This is a genomic window from Acidovorax benzenivorans (assembly GCF_028680575.1).
Lineage (GTDB): Bacteria > Pseudomonadota > Gammaproteobacteria > Burkholderiales > Burkholderiaceae_C > Acidovorax > Acidovorax benzenivorans.
On sequence record NZ_JAPCKI010000002.1, the window covers coordinates 274,971 to 297,520 of the forward strand.

Here is a 22,550-nt window from a genome sequence, read left to right on the forward strand (position 1 = left end):
ATAATTCCCCCATGCAATTTCTCAGAGCGATTCTGACACCCCTTGTGGCCGCCACCCTGCTGGCCGCCGCCGCGCCCCTTGTCATGGCGCAAAACCGTGGTGACGATACCCTGCTGGAGATGCAACAGGCCTTCCGCAAGGGTGACCGCAACAAGCTCGCGCAGTTGCAGCCCGCCGCACGCGGCCATGCGCTGGAGCCCTGGGCCGCCTACTGGGAGCTGCGCGTGCGCCTGGGCGAGGCCTCGCCGCAGGAGATTCAGGCCTTCATGCAGCGCTACGCCGGAACTTACCAGGAAGACCGCCTGCGCAACGACTGGCTGCTGTTGCTGGGCCAGCGGCGCGACTGGAGCCAGTTTGCCGAACAACACCCCAGCTACCGCATGTCGGACGACCGCGAGGTGCGCTGCTACGCCTTGCTGATCGACCACATCAAGGGCACGGCACCGGCGACGGTGTCAGACGATGTGCGCAGCAACTGGTACGCCATCCGCGATGCCGACGACGGCTGTACCCACGCTGCGGGCGAGCTGTACAGCGCCAAGAAGCTCTCGGCCCTCGACATCTGGCGCAAGGCGCGGCTCGGGGTGGAGGCCAATCGGCCTCGCGTGACGCGCAATGCGGTCGAAATTGTGGCGCCCGATGCGCTGCCCCAGCTCAAGGAGTCGCTCGACACCCCCAGCAAATACCTGCTGGGCCGCGTCACCGCACGCGGCAAGGTGCGCCAGGAGCTGATCGTGCTGGCCCTGGTCAAACTGGCGGGCAGCGACCCCGACGGCGCCGCCCGCCAGCTCGACAGCAAGTGGAGCGTGCACCTGTCGCCCGAGGAGCGCAACTGGGCCTGGGGCGTGATCGGCAAGGCGGCCGCGCAAAAGCTGTCCAGCGATGCCGTGGGCTACTTTGGCAACGTCACCAAGGACAGCGACCTCAACGACGACCTGCTGGGCTGGAAGGTGCGCGCGGCCCTGCGCGCAGGCCAGTGGAAGACGGTGGCCAAGGCCGTGGACGCCATGGGCCCCGAAGCCCGCCAGGACAGCACCTGGGTGTACTGGAAGGCGCGTGCGCTGCTGGCGGGCAAGCCCGGCGACGCTGACCGCGCCGAGGCGCGCCAACTGCTCGAAGGCATTGCCGGTACGCGGGGGTTTTATGAACAACTGGCGCTGGAGGAGCTCGGCCAGCGCATCACCGTGCCGCCATCACCTGCCCCCCTCACGGCCGAAGAAAAAGCTGCCGCCCGCGCCAACCCGGGCCTGAACCGCGCGCTGTACGCCATCTTGCTGGGCCTGCGCAGTGAAGGTGTGCGTGAATGGAACTACACCACCAACCTGCACCAGAGCGGCGGCATGCCAGACCGCGAGCTGCTGGCCGCAGCCGACTTCGCGTGCCAGCGCGAGGTGTGGGACCGCTGCATCAACACCAGCGAACGCACCAAGGGTGTGATCGAGGTCAGCCAACGATTCCCCATGCCGTTTCGCAACACCGTGGTGGAGCGAGCCCAGGGCATTGGTATTGACCCGGCCTATGTGTACGGCCTGATCCGCCAGGAAAGCCGCTTTGTGATGGATGCCCGCTCGCATGTGGGTGCCTCGGGCCTCATGCAGGTGATGCCCGCCACGGCCCGCTGGACGGCCAAGAAAATCGGCCTGACCAACTTCACGCCCGACCAGATCACCGACCGCGACACCAACATCACCATCGGCACGGCCTACCTCAAGCTGGCGCTGGACGACTTTGCGGGCTCCATGCCCATGGCCGCAGCGGCCTACAACGCGGGCCCGGGCCGCCCACGCAGCTGGCGCAACGGCCCGGTGCTGGACGCCGCCATCTGGGCCGAGAACGTGCCTTTTGCCGAGACGCGCGACTATGTGAAAAAGGTGCTGTCCAACACCACCAACTACGCGGCCATGCTCACCGGCCTGCCCCAGTCGCTCAAGGGCCGCCTGGGCACCATCGGCCCGCGCGACGCGGCGCTGCCCGAGGTGAACAAAGATTTGCCGTGACACCTGCTCGCAGCTCTGCCACTTGGAGGTTGGTAGGTTTGCTATCAATAGAGGAGCTGAAAGCGCATGCCCAATATGCGCTTCATCGTGTTTTCGCATAAAAGGAAGGGGTGGGATGAACAAACTGGCGTGGATGGCCTGCGTGGCCGCAATGGTGCTGTGGGGTGCGGGTGCCCAGGCGCAACCCGTGTACAAGTGGGTGGATGCCGATGGCAAGACCCACTACGGCTCGCAGCCCCCGCCCGCCAAGCAGGACGCCGAGCCGCTGAAGCTGCAGAGCAATAACGGCACCAGTGGCTCCAGTGGTGGCAGTGGCAGCGCCTCATCCGGCAGCAAGGGCGCCAGCGCCAAGGCGGCCCAGCAGTACAACCCGGACGGCACCAAAAAGGTCTCCAAGGACGTGGAGGAGTTTGGCGAAGGGCTCAAGAAGTCGTTGGGCACCGTGGACAGCAAGCAGGCGCCCCTGAACTGCACCGTGGCCGTGGACAACATCCACTACCAGGCCGACCTGATGCTGGAGGTGGGCCAGAAGAACGTGCGGGATGGCTACATGACGCAGACAGCGTTTGATTCCGCCGCCCCCAAAATCCGCGAGGCCAAGGGCAAGTACAGCGTGTCGGACTGCCAGGGCGCCTCGGGCAACAAGAAGTCGTTCTACCAGTGCATGTCCAGCAGCAAGAACCACGTGACGGGCTGCGACAAGCAATACAAACATTGATGGGATTGCCCTGACCCGTTCAGGCGCGTTGCGCGTTGTGCCTGGGCTGCCCCTTTTGCTGCAATCCGCAGCGCCTCGTCAATAGTACGTGGTATGGACCGGCAGGAGCGCCAGGCGTCACCAAGGCCTCACACGTTGTGCAACACCTCGCCCTGGCGCGCTGCGGCGCCCGAGCGCACCAGCTCATCCGCTAGGCTCTGCAGCCATTCAGCCTCGGTCTGCGCCGCAAAGTGCCGCTCGCGCAGCATGCCGAAATACGGCGTGGCCTGTGCCCAAGCCGTGAGGTCGGGGATGCTGATCTGCTGCCATTCCAGCAACTTGTACTTGAGCAGCACCTTGGCCGCATACAGCGCGTGCTTGCCGGGGTTGCGCACAAAACCGTCCAGGCGGCGGCGTGCGCCGTCGATGGCGCGGGGTGCATCGGCAAACACCGGCCCGTGGCCCGGAATCACGACCTGCGGCGCCAGCTGCTCAATCACATCCAGCGTGGCGGCCACATGGGCGAAGGCATCGTCGCCCTCCAGCTCGGGGAACACCACGCCAAAGCCGTTTTCCCACAGCGCGTCGGCCGAGATCAGCACGCGGCCTTGGGGCTCGAACAACACCACCGAATGCGGGTCGTGCCCCGGCGCGGCATGCACCTGCCAGGGCTTGTCGCCCAGCAGCACGCATGAGCCTGGCACCAGCAGCGTGTCGGCCCGAAAGGGCGGGCATTCCTGCCCCGTGGGGGTGTAGCTCAGCGCGTAGGCGTCCCACTGGCGTACATGGTCCGCCTGTCCGGGCGGGATGGCCGTGAGCACGCCTGGCCAGGCTTTTTGCAGTGCTGCGTTGCCACCGCAGTGGTCGCTGTGCAGATGGGTGTTGAGCAGGCGGTCCAGCCTGCGGCCTGCAAGGGCGTCGCGCACCAGTTCCACGGTTTGCTCGGCATGGCTGCAATAGCCGGTGTCCACGATGGCGGTGTCGTGCTGGCCGATGAAGAGGATGTTATTGGCCGAGAGCCAGCCGCGTTCGAGAACGGTGATTTCAGGGGGCAGGAGATCGTGGGGCGCTGTGGTGGGCATGGGGGCGTGAATTCAGGGCTTCGGTGGCGTGCATCAACGCTGCGCCGTGGGCTGCTGCCCAGCGTACCGCAGGTCGTGCCTGCCCGAAGTCCTCCAAAACCCGCAGCCCGGCCTGCGATGGCTGCTGCGGCCGGGTGGCGGTAACTGGCAGCGCGTCGCTACTGCGGCAGGCTCACCTGTGATACCGCATTGCGCGTGGTGAAGTACAGCTTCGAGTCGCGCACCGCGACGCCCACAGGCGTGTGGATCACTCCTGGGAGATCTCCGCCCACGAATCCTCTTTGCCCTGCTTGGCCCGCCAAGGTCGTCACCTGGCCCTCTGCGGAGATCTTGCGGATCACGCTATTGACGGGGTCGGTGAGGTACAAATGGCCCTTGGAGTCCACGGCAAGACTGGCCGTTGCGCCATTCTCACCATGGCTGGAGCCGAAGTCCTGGCCCAGGTAGACCCCGCCGGCCGTATAGGTGCTGTAACTGGCCACAGCAAAGCGTGCACTACCGGCGGGGCCATCCACCAGGCCCGCAGGCAGATCGGCTCGACCGGCGATGGTGCTCACCATGCCTGCGGGGGTGATCTTCCGGATGGTTGGGCCAATGCCGGTGAACGCGTCGTTGAGTCCATCCACCACGTACAGGTTACCTGCCTGATCCAGGGTCATGTTCCCCAGGATGGCAAAGCGTGCGGTGCTGCCCGGCCCATCTACATGGCCCAGAGTGCCGGGACTGCCGGCCAGCACGCTGACCGAGCCCGCTGCAGTGATCTTGAGGATAACGCCATTGACGCCATTTGCGTACACGTTGCCTGCGTCGTCGGCCGCAATCCCATTGATGCCTGCAAAGTAACTGTAGGTCCGACCGCCCGAGACAAAGGGGGCGATCCATGTGGACACATCTGCCAATACAGTGCCCTGGCCTGCGGGGGTGAACCGGTAAATGAGATGGGGCGAGTCCCGCATGCTGGCCGTCGACGCAACGTAGATGTTGTCTTGTCCGTCCACGGCCATGGCCCGCCAGGAAGGGCCTTCAGTGCCTGCGGGCCACTGAAGCGCGCGGGTCCTCGTGGTGCCATCCGGGTTGACGATGCGCATCCTCGATTTGTCGTAGTCACTCACATACAAAGAGCCGGACTTTGCCAATGCCAGGGCCAGAGGTGCCCTGAATCGTGCATCCACGCCGGGTCCATCGGGCGGGGGGCCTTCGAGATCTGGTTGCGTCGGCTTACCGGCAAGGATGGTGCGGGTGCCGTCGCGCTGATACTTCTGGACCCACGTGGATAGGCCGTTGGAGAGGCTGGCAATGAAGTTGCCGCTGCGATCAATCACCAGGCTGGTGCCGCCCAGCGCCTCAGGAGCCGTGGTAGCTACTGTGGACGCTGTCCCGTTCTTGGCGATGTGGCGAATGGTGGCGGAGCGGAGTCCATCCAGCGCGTAGAGCTCGTTGGCAGCATCGATTGCCAGGTCCTGGAGGATGCCGAACCGGGCCGTTGTTGCATCACCATCGGTTGTTCCTTGGATGTCTTTGTCGCCGGAGACGTGGGTCAGTTCGCCAGTCGGGGCATATTTTTTGATGGAACTGTCATCCGTGACGTAGATGGTGCCGGAGGCATCCACGACGAAGCTGGAGCGTTCCGGTATCGGCAATGCAGCGTCCAGCGTACTCGTCAGACCCGCGGGTGTGATTTTGCGAATTTTCGGATAGGTGTAGGAGCTTTGGCCGACATAGAGGTTTCCGGCGCTGTCTAGCTTCAGCCCCCGGGGGGCGCAGACTGTCGAGTCCTGTGGCGCACCGTCTGTGTTGCCACACACCCCGGCTTTGCCCGCGAAGGTGGTGACTGCGCCTGTGTTGTCGATCTTGCGCACCAGGTGGTTGGCGGTATCTGCTACGTAGGTATTGCCTGCAGCGTCCGACACGATCGCCGATGGATAGTAGAAGCGGGCTGTAGTACCCGGTCCATCAGCGTATTGCCCCTGTATGGACGGGGATGGTTCGGGGCTTTTGCCGCCAGCCACCGTGCTGACCATGCCGGAGGCCGTCAACTTGCGGATGGCGTGGTTGTCCGTGTCGGCCAGCAGTAAGTCGCCCGTGGAGGAGAGCGCCAGTGCAGGCGCACTGGCAAAAAGTGCGTCAGCAGCGGGGCCATCTAGATAGCCAGAACCGCTGGTGGCCCCGGCGAGCAAGCTGAGCAAAGCCTTGGCAGCGGGTGGAGTCACCGCCGTCTCAGGATCGCTCCCGCTGCCGCACGAGGTGACCAGAACAGACGCGCCCAAAAGAACGGTCAGCCACGCACGAGTGGGCAGGCGCTGCTGCTGCAAAGTTGTCATGAACGGAATCTCCCGATGTGGTGTAAGCAATTTGCACCAATGTGGTGCTTTTGCATGGGAAATGATTATGCGTAAGCACCCAAAGAGACACGGTCGGCGTTTCAATTCGTTGCAAGTCGGATCTGGCGCTTTATGGTTCTAAGAGGGTTGTGGGCCGCGACAAAGTCGCTGCGCGGATCTTCTGGACTGATCGCTTGTCACAGCCAGGGGCTGACAGAGGGCATCAGAACGTCACGCCCGCCACCAGGATCACGTTGGCATATGGCGTGCACTCGCCCGTGCGCACCATCACGCGGGCCTGCTGGGTCAGGCGTTTGAACTCATCGTGCGATACGGTGCGAGGCTCCACCGGAAGCTGGCACCATGTGGGCAGTTGGCCACCGTTGCGCTCTACGGCTTCGGTGGCGATCATGGCTTTCTCGATCTGCATTTCTTCCAGCACCACCCGCAGCACATCGGCCACGGCCGGGATGCCCGGTGTGAGGGCCAGGTCGATGCGGCGCGGGCCGGGGGGGATGGGCAGGCCCACATCGCCAATCACCAGCATGTCGCCGTGGCCCAGCGTGGCGATGGCGTGGGAGAGTTCGGCGTGCAGCAGGGCGGTGCGTTTCACAGGGGGCTCCAGGCGGGCGGTTGGGGGCTTTGCGCCACGGCGGCGCGGGTGGGGATGGAAGGCTGGGCACCGGGCTGGGTGACGCACAGCGCGGACGCACGGATGCCATCGTGCACGGCGGCATCGAGCGGCTCGCCGCGTGCCAGCGCGACGGCCAGCGCGCCCAAAAAGGTGTCGCCCGCAGCCGTGGTGTCCACGGCCAACACGACCAGGCCGGGGTGGTAGCGGCAGCCTGCGGCGTCGGCCGCAACGGCGCCTGCAGCGCCCAGGGTCACTACGACCTGGGCGGGGCCCTTGGCACGCAGGGCTTGTGCCGCCTGCGCGGCGTCGGCGGGTGTGGCGACGCTCTGGCCTGCCAAGGCGGCGGCTTCTACTTCGTTCACCACCAGCGTGTGCACCAGCGGCCACAGCGCATCGGGCAGCGGCTGGATGGGCGAGGGGTTGAGCACCACCGGGCAACTCGCCGCATGGGCCATCTCGGCGGCGGCCAGTACCTGGGGCAGGGGGCTTTCGAACTGCAGCACCAGACCGCCTGCGCCTTGCAGTGCGGTGCCCAGCGCGGCCGTATCGAGCACAAACCGGCCATTGGCGCCGGGCACCACCACGATGCGGTTCTGCCCCGTGGCTTCCACGGTGATGGCGGCCACGCCGGTGGTGGTTTCGGTGTCGGTCTGCACGCCGCTGTGGTCGATGCCATCGGCGTCGAGCCCAGCGCGCAGGGTGTGGCCGTAGCCGTCATCGCCCACGCGGCCAAACAAGGCCACCTGGGCGCCCTGGCGCGCGCAGGCCACGGCCTGGTTGCCGCCCTTGCCGCCGGGCACCAGGTGCAGGGCGTCGGCCAGCATGGTTTCTCCGGGGCCGGGTGCGTGTTGGACCTGTAGCACCAGGTCCATGTTCAGGCTGCCGACGACAGCGATGCGGGGCGTGTGGGAGTTGCTCATGCAGCACCTCCGGGCGCATGGGCCGTGGAGGCGCGCACGCGCAGCTCGGGCTGCAGCATCACCTTGCGCGCGTCCTGGCGTTTGCCGTCGATGCGCTCCAGCAGCATGTCCACCGCCAGCGCACCGATGCGCTGCTTGGGCTGGGCCACGGTGGTCAGCGGTGGGCTGGTAAAAGCCGCCAGCTCGATGTCGTCAAAGCCGACGACGGACAGGGCCTCGGGTACGCGCAGGTCGCGCTCATGCGCGGCGCACAGTGCGCCCATGGCCATGAGGTCGTTACACACAAAGACGGCGGTGGGTAACTCGCGGTTGCGCAGCACCGCGTGCATGGCTTCGTAGCCGCCCTGGCTGGTGAAGTTGCCATGCCACAGCAGGCCCTCGCCCGTGCCGCAGCCCGCGTCGGCCAGCGCGGTGCGCCAGCCCGCAATGCGCTGCTCGCTGGGGGCAATGCCTGCCGGGCCGCCAATGCAGGCAATGCGCCGGTGGCCAAGCGACAGCAGGTGGCGCGTGGCCAGCAGGCCGCCTTGCATGTGGGCGGTTTCCACCAGGTCGCAGGGCTGTTGTTCGGCGATCTCGATTTCGCGGTCCACCAGCACGGTGGGGATGGACAGGCCCGCGAGCTGCGTGGCCAGCGTGGCGTCGTGCCCGGTGGAGACCACGATGAGCCCGTCGATGCGCCGCTCGGCCAGTACCTGCAGGTAGGTGCCCTGGCGGTGCGCCTCGTCGTTGGTGTTGCACAGGATGACGTTGTAGCCCGCGCCAAAGCAGCGGTCTTCCACGCTGTGCACGATCTCGGCAAAGTAGGGGTTGGAGCTGTTGGGGATCAGCATGCCCAGCGTGCGCGTGTTGTTGCTCTTGAGGCTGCGCGCAATGGCGCTGGGCACATAGCCCAGGGCGCGGATGGCGGCCTCGACACGTTCGCGCCCCTCGGGGCTCACGCGGCGTGTGCCGTTGACCACGTGCGACACCGTGGTGACCGACACCTCGGCGTGGCGCGCAACGTCCTTGATAGTAGCCATGCAAAAAGAAAAATGAGGTCGTTGGTGGTGGGGCGGCTGGATGCGGGGTCAGTCTTTCAGACCTTGGCGCGGCGCTGGCGCAGCGTGTCCACAATGACGGCCGCCACGATCACAAAACCCGTGATGATGCGCTTGCTGGGCTCGCTGGCGCCCACCTGGGCCAGGCCCGCCTCCAGCACCGCGATGATGAGCACACCAAACGCGGTGTTGACCACCGAGCCGCGCCCGCCCATGAGGCTGGTGCCACCGATCACCACGGCGGCAATCACCTGCAGCTCCATGCCGGTGCCCGCGTTGGGGTCGGCGGCTTCGAGCCGGGCCGACTGCATCAGGCCCGCCAGACCCGCGAGCAGGCCGGTCATGGCAAACACGATGACGCGGATGGGGCGTGGGTCCACACCTGCGAGGCGCATGGCTTCTTCGTTGGTGCCGATGCCCACCACGCAGCGTCCAAACACGGTGCGCGACAGCACCAGCTGCGCCACCACCACCAGCAGCACCGCCAGCAGAAAGGCGAACGAGATGCCGCCGAAAAACGGCGCCGACAGCCAAGAGATCGCATCGCCCACGTACTGCGTGCGCGAGTCAGTGACCACATACGCGCTGCCGCGCACGGCTTCGAGCATGCCCAGCGACACGATGAACGAGGGCAGCCGCCAGGCCACCGAGATGGCGCCCGTGATGGTGCCGCACACCAGGCCGGTGGCCAGTGCCAGCGCGGCGGCGGCGGGCACTGTCCAGCCCCACTGCAGGATGGCGGCGGCCGAGGTGGCGGCGGCCAGCGCCATCACCGAGCCCACCGACAAATCGATGCCCGCAATGATGAGCACAAAGGTCATGCCCACCGCCATCACAGCCAGGGCCGGGATTTCGTTGGCGATGGTGATGAAGGTCTCGGCGCTCCAGAAGTATTCGGACAGCGACGAAAACAGCGCCACCATGCCCGCCAGCACGGCCAGCAGGCCCAGGTAGGTGCCGAGCTGGCTGCGCCAGACCGAGGCGGAGGAAGGCGCCGCAGCGGGCGCGGCAGATGCGGTGGGGGCGTTCATGCGGTCGCAGGAGAAGAAGTTGAAGAGGTTGTGCTGGTGCGCCCTCCGGGCTCTGAGAACGCGGCCGCCAGCAGCGATTGCTCGGACCACTCGCCGCGCTCGAACACGGCGACCAGGCGGCCCGCGCTCATCACGCCGATGCGGTCGGCCATGGCCATGAGTTCGCGCAGGTCGGAAGACACCATGAGCAGCGCACGGCCCTCGGCCGCCATGCGGTCCAGCTCGCCATACAGCTCGGCGCGTGCGCCCACGTCCACGCCGCGCGTGGGTTCGTCGAGCAGCAGCACGCGGCCCTGGCGGTGCAGCCAGCGGGCGAACACCACCTTTTGCTGGTTGCCGCCTGACAGTTGGCCCACAGGTTGCTCCGGGCCGTGGCAGCGCACGCGCAGGGTGCGGATGAATCCCTGCACCAGGCGGCTTTCGAGACCGCGCTGCAGCCAGCCGCCGCGCGACACGGCCGACAGGTCGGACAGCGTGGCGTTGATGCGGATGGGCTGCGACAGCAGCAGGCCCTGGGATTTGCGGTCTTCGGTGACCAGGCCCACACCGGCGGCAATGGCCTGCAGCGGGGACGCGAAACCCCGGGGAATCGTGCGCGCCGTGGTTGAGGGTTTTGCTATATTTTGTATAGCTGATGGTGCTTTTTCATCAAGCGCTAGAGTCTGTTTTTGTTCAAATTCTGGGTGCAAGGTCACGCTGCCTCGGTCTGCCCGGTCGGCGCCGAACAGCAGGCGGACCAGCTCGGTACGACCCGACCCAACCAGCCCGGCAATGCCAAAGATTTCGCCCGCGCGCAGTTCCAGGCTCACGTCCTGCACGGCGGTGCCGCGGCCCAGGTTTTCCGCGCTCATCACCACCGGGCCGACAGGACGGCGCGGGCGGTGGTCCAGGTCGCTCACCACGCGGCCTACCATGCGCTGCACCAGGTCGTCTTCGCTCATGCCCGCCATGGGGCGCACATCCACCAGGCGGCCATCGCGCAGCACGGCCACGCGGTCGGCAATGCGGCGCAGTTCCTCCAACCGGTGCGACACGTAGATGATGGCCACGCCGCGTGCGGTGAGGTGGGCGATCTGCTCGAACAGGTAGTTGGTCTCGCGCGGCGTGAGCATGGCCGTGGGCTCGTCCAGCACCAGGATGCGCGTGTCGTCCTGCAGGTTGCGCGCAATCTCCACCATCTGCTGCTGGCCAATGCCCAGCTGCGAGACCGGTGTGGCGGGGTCGATGGTGTCGAGCCCGATCTTGGCCAGCTGCGTGCGTGCGGCGGCGTGCAGCACATCGCGCTGCAGCCAGCCCAGCCGGTGCGGCAGGCGGCCCATCAACAAATTCTCAGCCACGGTGAGCGTGGGCACCAGGCCCAGCTCCTGCATCACCATGCGCACGCCCTGGCGCTCGGCGTCGCGGCGTGACGTGGGAGTGTAGGCTTGCCCACTCAGCGCCATGCCGCCGCGCGTGGGCTGCTCCAGCCCGCAGAGGATCTTGGACAGCGTGCTCTTGCCCGCGCCGTTCTCCCCGGTCAACGCCAGCACCTCGCCCGCAAACAGCTCCACATTCACGCCATCGAGCACGGTGGCGGTGTAGTCCTTGCCCACGGCCTGGATGGCGAGCAGGGGCGTACGTGGTGAGTCGGGTGACGAGCTGGGCATGGCGGTGTGTGCGGTTTTCAATCTTGGCGCGGAGAACAACGCCAGAAGAGCTTTGTTCTCCGCGCCCGGGCTTACTTGCTGTCCTTGGTCACCAGCACCACGTCGGTCTTCACCGTGGCGGGCAGCTGGTTCTGCGGTGTCTTGGCAGCCAGCGCCTTCTGCGCCAGTTCGATGCCGAACACGGCCTGCTTGGCGGCGTACTGGTCGGCGGTGGCAAGCACCCGGCCATCGGCCAGCATGGGCTTGATGGCGCCAATGTTGTCATAGCCCACTACCTGCACCTTGCCGGTCTTGCCTGCGGCCTTCACGGCGGCCACGGCACCCAGGGCCATGCTGTCGTTGCCGGCCAGCAGGGCGACGAGGTCAGGGTGCTCGCGCATCATGCCCGCGGCCACGGTGTTGCCCTTTTCGATCTCCCAGTTGCCGGACTGCACGCCCACCACGGTGATGTTGGCGGCCTTCATGGCGTCCTGGTAGCCCAGCGTGCGCTGCTGCGCATTGAAGGTGGTGGACACGCCTTCGATGATGCCCACCTTGTCGCCCGCCTTCAGCGTCTTGGCCAGGTGGTCGCCCACCAGTTTGGCGCCTGCGCGGTTGTCAGGGCCCACAAAGGGCACGGTGATGTTCTTTTCCTTCAGCGCATCGGCATCGAGCTGGTTGTCGATGTTGACCACCAGGATGCCCTTGTCGATGGCGGACTTGACCACGGGCACCAGCGCCTTGGAGTCGGCCGGGGCCAGCACGATGGCGCTGACCTTCTGCGCCATGGCCTGCTCGATCATCTTGATCTGTGCGGCCGTGTCGGTCTCGTTCTTGATGCCGTTGGCCACCAGCGTGTATTCCTTGGCGTGGGCCTTCTGGTGCGCCTTGGCGCCGTCTTCCATGGTGCGGAAGAACTCGTTGGCCAGCGACTTCATGATGAGCGCGATCTTGGGCTTGTCCTGCGCGAAGGCGGGGCTGGCTAGCAGGCTGCCCACAACGGCGAGGGCGGCGGCGGTCTGAACGGAACGGCGGGTGAACTGCATGGGTGTTGTCTCCAGGTTGGAATGTGGACAAAGGCAACGCTGAACAAGCCTCTCGCGCCCGGCGCATCCCTGGCTCAGGACGGTCTGCAGCGTTGCAAATCCTCGCGATAGCTACGGCTATCACTGTGGTTTGCGCCTTGCAGCCCATCCCGACCCAGGGCCCGCCGCATCGCGGATGCTTATTCAGCGTCGCCCTAAGGCGACCGACAGCGTGAAGGGAAATCCCCGGCAGCGCCCCAAAAAAAGGCGGTCGCCGATGCCCCGGTGCCTTGTCGCGATCTGGATGATAACGAAAGCAAACGTTTGCGCAAACGTTTGCTAGTCAGTAAAAACCCGGAGATGCAGGCATTGGAGTACCCGGTGCAGACGGAGGGCTTGCATGGTTTGCGCCCAAGAAAAAGGGCGCCGAAGCGCCCTGGGGGAGGTGGCAGGGGGCGGCGCTTTGCGCGCTGCCCCTTGAACTGCGTCAGGCCTTGCGCAATTCCCTGCGCAGGATCTTGCCCACATTGCTCTTGGGCAGCTCGTCGCGGAACTCGATGTACTTGGGGCGCTTGTAGCCGGTGAGGTTCTGGTGGCAGTAGTTGGCCACTTCGTCCTCGGTCAGGGCCGGGTCGTTCTTGATGATGAACACCTTGATGGCCTCGCCTTGTTTTTCATCGGGCACACCGACGGCCGCGCATTCGACCACGCCAGGGCACAGGCTGATGACCTGCTCCAGCTCGTTGGGGAACACGTTGAAGCCGCTCACCAGGATCATGTCCTTCTTGCGGTCGATGATGCGGGTGTAGCCCTGCGGGTCCATGATGCCGATGTCGCCCGTGCGCATGAAGCCGTCGGGCGTGAAGGCCTTGGCGTTTTCTTCGGGCTGGTTGTAGTAACCCACCATCACGTTGGGGCCACGGATGCAGATCTCGCCCGACGCGCCCTGGGGCAGGCTGTTGCCTTCGTCGTCCTTGATGGCGATGTCGATGCTGGGCAGTGGCAGGCCAATGTTGCCGCTGAACGTGGTGCTGATCACCGGGTTGTTGGTGCCGATGGCGCAGGTCTCGCTCATGCCCCAGCCTTCAATCATGGTGCTGCCGGTCATCTTCTGCCACTGCTTGGCTGTGCCTTCGCTGGCCGCCATGCCCCCGGCCTGCGACACGCACAGGTGCGAGAAGTCCAGCGTCTTGAACTGCGGGTTTTGCAGCAGTGCATTGAACAGCGTGTTCACGGCGGGCAGCATGTGGAAGGGGCGTTTTTTCAGCTCAGCAATGAACTTGGGGATGTCGCGCGGGTTGGGGATCAGCGTGAGGCTGGAGCCCTGGCGGATGGCCAGCAGGCACAGCGTGAGCGCGAAGATGTGGTACAGCGGCAGCGCGGCAATGCTGTTGGCCTTGGAGAGGTCGCCCACCTTGGACAGCGCGGGCGTGAACCACGCCTCGGCCTGCAGCGTGGCGGCCACGATGTTGCGGTGGGTGAGCACGGCGCCCTTGGACAGGCCCGTGGTGCCGCCGGTGTATTGCAGGAAGGCAATCGAATCGAGCGTGGCCTGGCTGGGTGCCAGGGACTTGTGCTCGCCCAGCGACAGCGCCTTCTTGAACGTAACGACCTTGCGGCCGTTGGACAGCGGCAAGTCATAGGCGGGCACCATCTTGGCCAGGTGGCGCACGGCAAAGGTAATCCATTTGCCAAACCAGAAGCCCAGCAGATCGCCCATGGACGCCATCACCACATGCTTGACGGCCGTATGGTCGATCACATCGGCCAGCGTGTGGGCAAAGTTCTCCAGGATCACGATGGCCGTGGCGCCCGAGTCCTTGAGCTGGTGCTCCAGCTCGCGGGCGGTGTACAGCGGGTTCACGTTGACGCAGGTGTAGCCTGCGCGCAGCACGGCAGCCATGGTCACGCCAAACTGCGGGATGTTGGGCAGCATGATGGCCACGCGCGCACCCGGCTCCAGCCCCAGGCTTTGCAGATAGGCGCCCAGCGCGGCGGAGCGGCGATCCAGCTCGCCATAGGTCATCCACTGGTCCATGCAGACCGAGAACGGGCTCTTTGCGTGTTTGCGGAACGACTCTTCCAGCAGGTGGGCCACAGAGCGGTATTGCTCGGGCTTCACGTCATGTGGGACGCCCGGGGGGTAGCTCTTGAGCCAGATCTTTTCCATGCGCTTGTTTCCTTGTGCTCGCCAAATGCCATTGATAGGTGGGCACAGATTGTGGAAGGCGCGCGCGTTGTGGGCTATCGGGCTTGTCCTAGTGTGTTTGCGAGTTGGGTCCCGCAAGTGACAGGATCGGCATCAAACATCTGGTCCATCAGTGCCCGCTCACGTTGCTCGATGGTGGCCAGGAACTGCTCCACCCCGCTGCGCTGGCGCGCGAGCTGGCCAAAGGTGTCAAACCCCGCCTCCAGAAACCTCTGCAACGCGCCCATGCCGGCTGCGTTCGCGGGGCCGCGCATCATGCGCAGCATCATCCGCAGGCCGGGCGTGCGCGTGAGGCGCGCCAAATCCGTCCCCATGGCCAGCACGCGCTGTAACTGCTGTTGGCGCGCATGGCGCAGGCCCACGGCGCGCCAGGTGGCGGTGTAGCGGGCAGATTCATGGGCCGCATCGGCATGCACCAGCCACGCGCGGCCCATGTCCTGGTCCAGCTCCTCGGTCTGCGCGTGCAGCACGGCCAGGGCCACGGCCGTGTTTACCACCGGCTGAGGGAACATGGTCTGCAGCGTGCCCGCGATGCGGCCAAACTGCAGGTCGCGGTCGGTGTAGTCGGTGTCGCTGTACAGCTCTTCCAGAAAGAACCGCGCTGCGGGCCCGAACGAGGGCGAGTCCATCAGGTCCGCATAGGTGCCCCGAAAGCGCCGCGCCTGCAGGCTTTTGACGCTGCCCACCGCCGCCCCCAGCGCCGGGTCGCCCGTGCGGTGCAGGCGCAGTGCGGTCACGTCGGCGATGCAGTCGCGGATGGTCTGGGCGGCATCCATGGGGCGGGGTCCTTTCTGCGTTCTGCGGCGCGCGGTGTCGGGCTGTGGTCAGACCGCACAATGCGGCTGGTCGATTACAACATCTGCCCATCACCACCATGATCGCGCGCTGGCAACGAACCCTGCTCCTGTTCATCCTGCTGACCATGGCCGCCTGGCTGGTGTGGCAGTCGCCCCATTCACCGTTGCGTGCCGTGCTGGGGGCGCTGGTGCCGCTCGGCATTTACCTGGTGGTGATGGCCGTGGAGTTTGTGCTGATGCACATCACCAACCGCGCCGACGCGGCGCCCCGTGCACGCCTGTCGCAGGTTGCCAGTGCCTGGTGGGCCGAGGTGTGGGTGGCGTTGCTGGTCTTTGGTTGGCGCCAGCCGTTTCGCCACCAGTCATTGCCCGACTGGCTGCCTGCGCAACCCACTGGGAAACGCGGCGTGGTGCTGGTGCACGGGTTCATGTGCAACCGGGGCCTGTGGCTGCCGTGGTTTGCGCATTTGCTAGCACGGGGCCATGCCTATGTGGCGGTCAATCTGGAGCCGGTGATGGGATCGATTGATGAGTACGCCGACATCATCGAAGACGCTGTGCGCCAAGTGACGGCGGCCACGGGGCAGGCACCGGTGTTGTTGTGCCACAGCATGGGCGGGCTGGCGGTGCGGGCGTGGCTGCGGGCGCACCAGGCCGACGGGCGGGTGCACCGGGTGTTGACGCTGGGCACACCGCATGGGGGCACGTGGCTGGGGCGCTTCAGCCGCGCGGTGAACGGGCGGCAGATGAGCTTGGCGGGGGACTGGGTGGTGGAGTTGCAGCGGGCGGAGCCTGCGGGGCGGGCGGCGCTGTTCACCTGTTGGTATTCCAATTGCGACAACATCGTTTTTCCGGCAATGACTGCGGCATTGGAGGGGGCGGACAACCGGTTGGTGAAGGGGGTGGCGCATGTGCAGATGGCGTTTGATGCGCAGGTGATGTGGGCTTGTCTTGAAGAGATTGGGCTGTAGGTTTTTTTGAGTGAGTTTTGGCTGCTGGCGCTCGTCTTTTAAGCGCTGGCAGCTATTGTTTTTGTAGTTCCGGGGGCTCTCTCTTGGCCGTTCGGGCTGAGTCTGTCGAAGCCGGGGCGTGTTGGTTTGAAAAGCATGCTGGGTTTGAGGGCGGGAGCCGGGAGTCGCCCGGCGGGCGAGGTACTTGTTCTTTGCTTCGCCAAAGAAAAGTACCCAAAAGAAAGGCGACCCCCAGTCTGCGACCCCTTCGCTGCGCTACGGGGCAACCTGCGTCGGGGCGGTTGAGGGGTGCGCCGCAGAACTCACTTCGCGCTGGCGCGCTCCGTTCAGACAACTGCGGCGAGTCAGATCACGAAGCACGCGCGCTCCGACGCGCGTGCCACCCCGCAACCGCCCCGCCGCAGGCGCAGCCAGCAGGGGTGGGACAGCCGAACAGCCGAACAACCACACGGGCCATTGCTTCGCTCGGCCCTACCTCGCGGGCGCAAGCGCCTCGCGCTGCGCAACCTGGGCCGAGCGAAGCAATGGCCCGTACGGATGTTTTGCTCCCTTTGCCCCTCTGGATGCGCCGAGGAGCGCAGGGTTTGGCGGATCAGGGCTCGCGATTGTTTGAGCGAAGCGAGTTCGAGCGAGACCCCGCCAAACCCGAGCACCGCAGGTTGCCCCGGCGCGAAGCGAAGGGGATGCAGACAGCGGGGTCGCTTTCTCTTTGGTGACTTTCTCTTGGCGAGACAAGAGAAAGCTACTCGCATGCCGGGCGACTCCCGGCCTACGCCCTCCGCCTAGGCATGGAGATCGACTCATCCACAACCTCAACCAGCTCAGATCGGCAGCGGTGGATGCATCGAAAATGCTATTAAAAATGTAGCTGTTAGCGCATGTTTAACAAGTGCCAGCAGCCATTTTTACCAAAATCAAACCCCCACAGCCCCCCGCTCATCCGCCCCAAACTCCGGCAACCCCTGCAGCCGCTCATAGATCGGCGCAAAGTCCGCCGCCGTCATCTCAAACAACTGCTCAAAACTGTCGATCACAAAATACGTCTGCTGGTACGTATCGATCTTGTAGCGCGTGCGCATGGTCCGCTCCAGCTGCAGCGGAATGCGCTGCGGCTCGGGGCTCTGCACCGAATAAGCCAGCTCGCCTGACGAACTCAGAATCCCCGCCCCATACGCCCGCAACTGCCCCGCCTCGCGGATCAGCCCGAACTCAATCGTGTACCAGTACAAACGCGAAAGCATTTCGCACGACCCCAGCCCCTGCGCCTTCAGTCCCCCTTGGCCATAGCGCTGCACATAGTCGGCAAACACCGGGTTGAACAGCAACGGCACATGCCCGAACAGGTCATGAAAAATGTCGGGCTCGACGATGTACTCGAACTCCTCGGGCTTGCGGATCCAGTCCGTCACCGGGAACTTGCGGTTGGCCAGCAGGGTGAAGAAGGGCACCTCGGGGATCAGTCCGGGCACGCCCACCAGTTCCCATCCGGTCGCTTTGTACAGACGTTCGTTGACCTCTTCAAATCGCGGAATGCGGTCACTTGCGCCCAGTGAGGGCAGGGCGTCGATGAACGCCTGGCTCGCCAGGCCCGGCAGCAGCGCGCGCTGGCGCTCGTACAGGCGGCGGTAGGTGTCGTGGTCGGCTTCGGTATAGCTCGCGTAGTCCTGCGGGCAGGTGTAGTCCTCGCTGGCACGCGAGTAGTCGCCACGCGGTGGGCGGGTGGATTGGCCATAGACGACGGGGGCTTGTCCCATTTTTTGCTCCTTTGCCGTCTTGACCCTGCGCACCGACGGGCGCGCACCTGCCCGACGGCTGTTAATCGATCTTGATTTTTGCGGCCCGGATCAGGAACTCGTACTTGCTGTTTTCCGAGCGCACAAACTGCGCAAACCCGTCGAGCGTCAGCTCTTCGGGTGTGATGCCCATCTTCTTGAACTTCTCCTTGCCAGCGGGCGAGTGCATGGCGGCCGAGAACGCGTTGGCGTAGCGGCGCGCATCGGCATCGGGCAGCGAGGCGGGTGCGAACAGCCCAAACCAGGTGGACACGTTGAAGCCCTGCACGCTGTCGTTGATGCTGGGCACGTTCGGCAGCGTCTCGTTGCGGCTGAGTGTGGTCACGCCCAGCGCCAGCAGCTTGCCCGACTGGATCTGCGGCAGCGCCGAGGCCAGGTTGTCAAACACCATCAGCACCTGGCCGGATTCCAGCGCGGCCAGCGCGGGCTTGGAGCCCTGGAACGGCGTGTGGCCCATCTTGGTGTTGGTGAGCGACTTGAACATCTCGGCCGAGATGTGGCCGATGCTGCCGTTGCCGCCCGATCCGTACTGGGCCTGGTCCGGGTTCTTCTTGAGGTACTGCACCAAGTCGGGCGTGGTCTTGATGCCGAGCTTGGCGGCCTGCGCCGCGCTCACCACCAGCACATTGGGCGTGCGCGCCACGAGAGCGATGGGCTTGAAGTCCTTGAGCGCGTTGTAAGGGAAGTTCTTGTACAGCCAGGGATTGACGGCGTGGGTGGCCACGGCGCCCATCAGCACCTGGTTGCTGGTCTTGGGTGATTTGGCGACCTGGTCAGCACCGGTACTACCACCCGCCCCCGGTTTGTTCTCCACGGTAATGGAGCCCAACTGGGCTGCGGCACCGTCGGCCACGATGCGGGCCGAGGTGTCCAGCGGACCACCAGCGGGGTAGGGCACCACGATGGTGAGCGGGGCAGAGGGGCTTTGGGCCATGGCAAGGGTGGCCACACAGGTCAGGCCTACGCTGAACAGGGTGCTACGGAGCGACATCGGGATCCTTTTGAGTTCCGGGGAGCGCGCAGTATAGGCACGTGTTCAGGGTTAACCCTGGATGTCTGATGTCTTATGTATTCAGCACGCCACGGCGGATCTGGTCGCGCTCCAGCGACTCGAACAGCGCCTTGAAGTTGCCTTCGCCAAAGCCGTCGCGGTAGTCGCCTTCGCGCTGGATGAATTCGAAGAACACCGGGCCCAGCATGGGCGTGGAGAAGATCTGCAGCAGCAGGCGTGGCGTGCCGTCGGCGGTGGTGCCGTCCAGCAAAATGCCGCGCGACTGCAGCTCGGGCACGGGCTGGCCGTGGCCGGGCAGGCGGGTGTCCAGCATCTCGTAGTACACGTCGTTGGGCGCGGTGGCCAGCTGCACACCAGCCATACCCAGCTTGTCCACCACGTCCAGCAGGTTGTCGCAGATCAGCGCGATGTGCTGGATGCCTTCGCCGTTGAACTGCATGAGGAATTCTTCGATCTGCCCGCCGCCCTGTTTGGACTCTTCATTCAGCGGGATGCGGATCTTGCCGTCGGGCGCCGTCATGGCTTTGGAGGTCAGACCCGTGTATTCGCCCTGAATGTCGAAGTAGCGGATCTCACGGAAGCCGAACAGCTTCTCGTAAAAGTTGGCCCAGAAGCCCATACGGCCGCGGTACACGTTGTGCGTGAGGTGATCGATGAGGTTCAGACCGTGGCCTGGAGGGCGACGGTCCACGCCTTCGATGAATTCGAAGTCGATGTCGTAGATGGACTTGCCGTCGTCAAACCGGTCGATCAGGTACAGCGGCGCGCCGCCGATGCCTTTGATGGCGGGCAGGCGCAGTTCCATGGGGCCGGTGGGGATCTCGATGGGCTGGGCGCCCAGTTCCAGTGCGCGGTTGTAGGCCTTGTGGGCGTCTTTCACGCGGAAGGCCAGGCCACAGGCGGAGGGGCCATGCTCGGCGCCGAAGTAGGCGGCCTGGCTGTGGGGCTCGCGGTTCAGGATGAAGTTGATACCGTTCTGGCGGTACAGCACCACGTCCTTGGAGCGGTGCTTGGCCACCAGCGTGAAGCCCAGCTTTTCAAACACCGCCTCCAGCACGCCGGGCTGGGGCGAGGTGAATTCGACGAACTCGAAGCCCATCAGGCCCATGGGGTTGTCCCAGGCGTTGAGCTGGGCGGCGGTTTCTTGCGGCAGGGCGGCGTTCATGGGGTGTCTCCGGCATTCGTTGATGAATGTCATGGACTGTAGGCGCGGCCTGCCTCATGTTTCTGGCGAAATCAAGAGGCTTTGGCCACTGATTTGCAGGAATGTTGTGAATGATCAAATTTTGACGCAGGGTGGCAGCGCGCCAAGGCATTGCACTCGCGTTGGTCTGCGTTGCGACTCAGGACCCCGAGGTGCTCGCGTTGAGCTGGCGCAGTGCCAAGGCGGCGTCGATGCGTTGTTGTTCTTCGGGCGAGAAGAGCTGTTGGCGAAGCTGCTGCAGCGCTGCGCCTTCGCCTTGCTGGGCGCGGGCCTGGTGGTATTGGTCGAGCCGTTGGTTCCAGTGCTGTTCGTCGCGGTCTAGTTGCGCCATGGCCTGGGCGGCGGCCTGGCCGTATTGCACGCTGCGGGCGGCGTAGCGGGTGCGTTCGTCGGCGTTGCCGGCGTTGAAGGCAGCGGTTTGCGCGGCGGCTGCCATGTGTTCGGTAGCGGCACTGCGTTCGGCGCGGCGCTCGGTGGAGAGTTCGTTGTCGGCCGCCTGCAGCGCCTGCGCGCGTTGCTCCGGGCTGAGCTGGGGGTTACGGGCGATCTCCAGGCGCGCCAGGGTGTAGCGGTCCAGGTCTGCCTCGCGGGCAAACAGGGCGTCGTATTCGGCGTCGTCAAAGAACTGCAGGCGCACCTTGTGGCGCGCCTCCAGGGCATCGCGCAGTGCGCGTGGGTCGGTCAGGTCTTGCGGCGCACGCAAGCTGCCCAGTGCCACGCGGTAGTCCACGTAGCGCTCGGCCAATGCCAGTGCGCGCGTGGCCAGGGCGGCGGGGAAATGGCGGCCCACCAGTGCGGCCAGGCGCTGTTTGAGCGTGGCCGGGTCGCTGGCGTCGCCCGCTTCCATCAGCAGGGCTTCCAGCGTATCGCGCAGGCCGTTCACCAGCAGCGGGTCGGATGTGCCGTCGGTGCCGAGGGCGCGGCGGCGGGCAAAGAAGCTGCTGTCCGTGACCTGTGCCAGCAACGGCTGAGTCTGAGACCCGGCGGGGGCGGCGGCCGCCCCGACCGGTGGGTGGTGTTCGCCCCCCGCACCAAGCCACGCAGGGCCGCCCAGCCACCACACCACGGCGGCCGTGGTGAGTGCCAGCGCTGTGGCGGCAACCGCCCAGGTGCGCGAGGGCTGGGCCATGGCTTACAGGCCTTGTTGCTTGAGGCGGTTGGCGTGCTGGCGGTACAGCGTCACCGGGTCGGTGGAGAACCAGTCGCGCAGGCCCAGCAACTGGTTGACTTCGTCCAGGTGGTTCTGGCGGTAGTCCCCCAGGTGTTTGCCCAGGCGCGACGAGCAGGCCGACACCAGGCCGTCGTTGGCTTCGCCAAACACCAGGCTCAGCGTGGTGAGCAGAGCGTCGCTGGCGTCGAGCAGGTTGGTCAGGGGCAGCGTGCCGGTCCAGGAGTAATAGCGCACGCCGTTCACCAGCTCAGCGCCGCTGCCGCAGCCGGAGGTGGGCACACCTTGCGGAAAGCGGCTGTTGAACTGGGCCGAGCCTGCGGTGGTCAGCGAGTCCAGCGCGGCCGTGGGCATCTGGGGCAGGCCCGAGCCGCCCGAGGTCAGGTTGATCAGGCCCACCAGCGCCGAGGCTGCAGCACTGGCCACGGCTTCAGACATCGAGCCTGCAGGCGCTACGCCGCGCAGGATGTCGGCCACGCGCGAACCCCGGTTCACGCCGCCAATCGACGTGACCGACGCTACCAACTGCGGCGCCACCCCGGCCACGTAGCGGGTGGTGGGGCCGCCGTGTGAATGACCCACCAGGTTCACCTTGGGGGCACCGGTCAAGGCCAGGATGGTCTTGACCTGCGCCAACAACTGCTCGCCGCGCACTTCGGTGCTATTGGCGGCCGACACCTGCGCCACATAGACCTTGGCGCCACTTTGGCGCAATGCGTCGGGGATGCCGTAGAAGTAGTCGATGCCCAGGGCCGAGTCAAAGCCGAACAGGCCGTGCACCAGCACGATGGGGTAACGCGTCTGCGTGTAGCCCGTTTGCGCCTGCGCGCCCACGCCCAGCAGCAGCAACCCCGCAGTTGCCACCAGCACCAGTCGCCGCAAAAAGCGGCTGAAAAATCCGGTCATGTGTTTGTCTCCGTTGGTATGGTTTTTTATATTCGCAAAAACGAACGACCGTTCTTTTTTGCGAGATCAATTTTTGTATTGCCCCTCGGGAGTCACTATCGGGACATACCCGTGTGTGCGC

The 22,550-nt window shown here is 65.4% G+C and carries 18 protein-coding genes; 3 read left to right on the top strand and 15 right to left on the bottom strand.

Annotated elements, in window-relative coordinates:
* Positions 1-11: 11 nt before the first annotated feature.
* Together OIN59_RS04705 and OIN59_RS04710 are read left to right on the top strand one after the other, a co-directional pair.
* Positions 12-1,997 (top strand): lytic transglycosylase domain-containing protein, encoded by a 1,986-nt coding sequence (locus OIN59_RS04705; protein ID WP_274107600.1) that lies wholly within the window; start codon positions 12-14, stop codon positions 1,995-1,997.
* 115 nt (positions 1,998-2,112) lie between these two features.
* Positions 2,113-2,715: a DUF4124 domain-containing protein gene (locus OIN59_RS04710; protein ID WP_274107602.1), complete on the top strand. Its 603-nt coding sequence runs from the start codon at positions 2,113-2,115 to the stop codon at positions 2,713-2,715.
* A gap of 128 nt (positions 2,716-2,843) precedes the next feature.
* On the opposite strand, the gene OIN59_RS04715 is transcribed toward OIN59_RS04710, so the two are convergent.
* The 10 genes from OIN59_RS04715 to OIN59_RS04760 form a co-directional block, all read right to left on the bottom strand.
* Positions 2,844-3,776 (bottom strand): MBL fold metallo-hydrolase, encoded by a 933-nt coding sequence (locus OIN59_RS04715; protein ID WP_274107604.1) that lies wholly within the window; start codon positions 3,774-3,776, stop codon positions 2,844-2,846.
* Between the two features lie 158 nt (positions 3,777-3,934).
* Positions 3,935-6,097, bottom strand: a complete 2,163-nt coding sequence (locus OIN59_RS04720) for an NHL repeat-containing protein (RefSeq protein ID WP_274107606.1) — start codon at positions 6,095-6,097, stop codon at positions 3,935-3,937.
* Positions 6,098-6,320: 223 nt separating this feature from the next.
* Complete coding sequence (gene rbsD, locus OIN59_RS04725; RefSeq protein WP_274107608.1) at positions 6,321-6,710, bottom strand: D-ribose pyranase; 390 nt, start codon at positions 6,708-6,710, stop codon at positions 6,321-6,323.
* Complete coding sequence (gene rbsK, locus OIN59_RS04730) at positions 6,707-7,651, bottom strand: ribokinase (protein WP_274107610.1); 945 nt, start codon at positions 7,649-7,651, stop codon at positions 6,707-6,709. The genes rbsD and rbsK overlap by 4 nt, the downstream gene beginning before the upstream one ends.
* Positions 7,648-8,670, bottom strand: coding sequence for a LacI family DNA-binding transcriptional regulator (locus tag OIN59_RS04735; RefSeq protein WP_274107612.1), 1,023 nt, complete (start codon positions 8,668-8,670; stop codon positions 7,648-7,650). The genes rbsK and OIN59_RS04735 overlap by 4 nt, the downstream gene beginning before the upstream one ends.
* A 56-nt stretch (positions 8,671-8,726) precedes the next feature.
* On the bottom strand, positions 8,727-9,719 hold the full coding sequence (locus OIN59_RS04740) for an ABC transporter permease (RefSeq protein ID WP_274107614.1): 993 nt from the start codon (positions 9,717-9,719) through the stop codon (positions 8,727-8,729).
* A complete protein-coding gene (locus OIN59_RS04745) occupies positions 9,716-11,365 on the bottom strand; it encodes a sugar ABC transporter ATP-binding protein (RefSeq protein ID WP_274107616.1) in 1,650 nt (549 codons plus the stop codon). Before OIN59_RS04745 ends, OIN59_RS04740 begins: the two co-directional genes overlap by 4 nt.
* A gap of 71 nt (positions 11,366-11,436) precedes the next feature.
* Positions 11,437-12,390, bottom strand: coding sequence for a sugar ABC transporter substrate-binding protein (locus OIN59_RS04750; protein ID WP_274107618.1), 954 nt, complete (start codon positions 12,388-12,390; stop codon positions 11,437-11,439).
* Between the two features lie 466 nt (positions 12,391-12,856).
* Positions 12,857-14,539, bottom strand: a complete 1,683-nt coding sequence (locus tag OIN59_RS04755; protein WP_274107621.1) for an AMP-binding protein — start codon at positions 14,537-14,539, stop codon at positions 12,857-12,859.
* A 74-nt stretch (positions 14,540-14,613) separates the two neighbouring features.
* The gene (locus OIN59_RS04760) at positions 14,614-15,354 is read right to left on the bottom strand and encodes an FFLEELY motif protein (RefSeq protein ID WP_274107623.1); all 741 of its coding nucleotides are present in this window, start codon (positions 15,352-15,354) and stop codon (positions 14,614-14,616) included.
* Between the two features lie 98 nt (positions 15,355-15,452).
* On the opposite strand from OIN59_RS04760, the gene OIN59_RS04765 reads away from it, so the two are divergent.
* The gene (locus tag OIN59_RS04765) at positions 15,453-16,346 is read left to right on the top strand and encodes an esterase/lipase family protein (RefSeq protein WP_274107625.1); all 894 of its coding nucleotides are present in this window, start codon (positions 15,453-15,455) and stop codon (positions 16,344-16,346) included.
* Positions 16,347-17,260: 914 nt separating this feature from the next.
* Here OIN59_RS04765 and phhA read toward each other — a convergent pair.
* The 5 genes from phhA to OIN59_RS04790 form a co-directional block, all read right to left on the bottom strand.
* The gene (gene phhA, locus OIN59_RS04770; protein WP_274107627.1) at positions 17,261-18,100 is read right to left on the bottom strand and encodes a phenylalanine 4-monooxygenase; all 840 of its coding nucleotides are present in this window, start codon (positions 18,098-18,100) and stop codon (positions 17,261-17,263) included.
* Positions 18,101-18,161: 61 nt separating this feature from the next.
* A complete protein-coding gene (locus OIN59_RS04775; RefSeq protein WP_274107628.1) occupies positions 18,162-19,130 on the bottom strand; it encodes a Bug family tripartite tricarboxylate transporter substrate binding protein in 969 nt (322 codons plus the stop codon).
* A gap of 73 nt (positions 19,131-19,203) precedes the next feature.
* Positions 19,204-20,316 carry a 4-hydroxyphenylpyruvate dioxygenase gene (gene hppD, locus OIN59_RS04780; protein WP_274107630.1) on the bottom strand — a complete coding sequence of 371 codons (1,113 nt, stop codon included), beginning with the start codon at positions 20,314-20,316 and terminating at the stop codon, positions 19,204-19,206.
* 178 nt (positions 20,317-20,494) lie between these two features.
* The gene (locus OIN59_RS04785) at positions 20,495-21,484 is read right to left on the bottom strand and encodes a lipase secretion chaperone (protein WP_274107632.1); all 990 of its coding nucleotides are present in this window, start codon (positions 21,482-21,484) and stop codon (positions 20,495-20,497) included.
* Between the two features lie 3 nt (positions 21,485-21,487).
* A complete protein-coding gene (locus OIN59_RS04790; protein WP_274107634.1) occupies positions 21,488-22,429 on the bottom strand; it encodes an esterase/lipase family protein in 942 nt (313 codons plus the stop codon).
* Positions 22,430-22,550 lie beyond the last annotated feature (121 nt).

Bases quoted from the DNA above. Each gene is read 5' to 3' on its own strand.
- OIN59_RS04705 (WP_274107600.1), top strand. From the start codon at position 12: ATGCAATTTCTCAGAGCGATTCTGACACCCCTTGTGGCCGCCACCCTG.
- OIN59_RS04710 (WP_274107602.1), top strand. From the start codon at position 2,113: ATGAACAAACTGGCGTGGATGGCCTGCGTGGCCGCAATGGTGCTGTGG.
- OIN59_RS04715 (WP_274107604.1), bottom strand. From the start codon at position 3,776: ATGCCCACCACAGCGCCCCACGATCTCCTGCCCCCTGAAATCACCGTT.
- OIN59_RS04720 (WP_274107606.1), bottom strand. From the start codon at position 6,097: ATGACAACTTTGCAGCAGCAGCGCCTGCCCACTCGTGCGTGGCTGACC.
- rbsK (WP_274107610.1), bottom strand. From the start codon at position 7,651: ATGAGCAACTCCCACACGCCCCGCATCGCTGTCGTCGGCAGCCTGAAC.
- OIN59_RS04735 (WP_274107612.1), bottom strand. From the start codon at position 8,670: ATGGCTACTATCAAGGACGTTGCGCGCCACGCCGAGGTGTCGGTCACC.
- OIN59_RS04740 (WP_274107614.1), bottom strand. From the start codon at position 9,719: ATGAACGCCCCCACCGCATCTGCCGCGCCCGCTGCGGCGCCTTCCTCC.
- OIN59_RS04745 (WP_274107616.1), bottom strand. From the start codon at position 11,365: ATGCCCAGCTCGTCACCCGACTCACCACGTACGCCCCTGCTCGCCATC.
- OIN59_RS04750 (WP_274107618.1), bottom strand. From the start codon at position 12,390: ATGCAGTTCACCCGCCGTTCCGTTCAGACCGCCGCCGCCCTCGCCGTT.
- OIN59_RS04755 (WP_274107621.1), bottom strand. From the start codon at position 14,539: ATGGAAAAGATCTGGCTCAAGAGCTACCCCCCGGGCGTCCCACATGAC.
- OIN59_RS04760 (WP_274107623.1), bottom strand. From the start codon at position 15,354: ATGGATGCCGCCCAGACCATCCGCGACTGCATCGCCGACGTGACCGCA.
- OIN59_RS04765 (WP_274107625.1), top strand. From the start codon at position 15,453: ATGATCGCGCGCTGGCAACGAACCCTGCTCCTGTTCATCCTGCTGACC.
- phhA (WP_274107627.1), bottom strand. From the start codon at position 18,100: ATGGGACAAGCCCCCGTCGTCTATGGCCAATCCACCCGCCCACCGCGT.
- OIN59_RS04775 (WP_274107628.1), bottom strand. From the start codon at position 19,130: ATGTCGCTCCGTAGCACCCTGTTCAGCGTAGGCCTGACCTGTGTGGCC.
- hppD (WP_274107630.1), bottom strand. From the start codon at position 20,316: ATGAACGCCGCCCTGCCGCAAGAAACCGCCGCCCAGCTCAACGCCTGG.
- OIN59_RS04785 (WP_274107632.1), bottom strand. From the start codon at position 21,484: ATGGCCCAGCCCTCGCGCACCTGGGCGGTTGCCGCCACAGCGCTGGCA.
- OIN59_RS04790 (WP_274107634.1), bottom strand. From the start codon at position 22,429: ATGACCGGATTTTTCAGCCGCTTTTTGCGGCGACTGGTGCTGGTGGCA.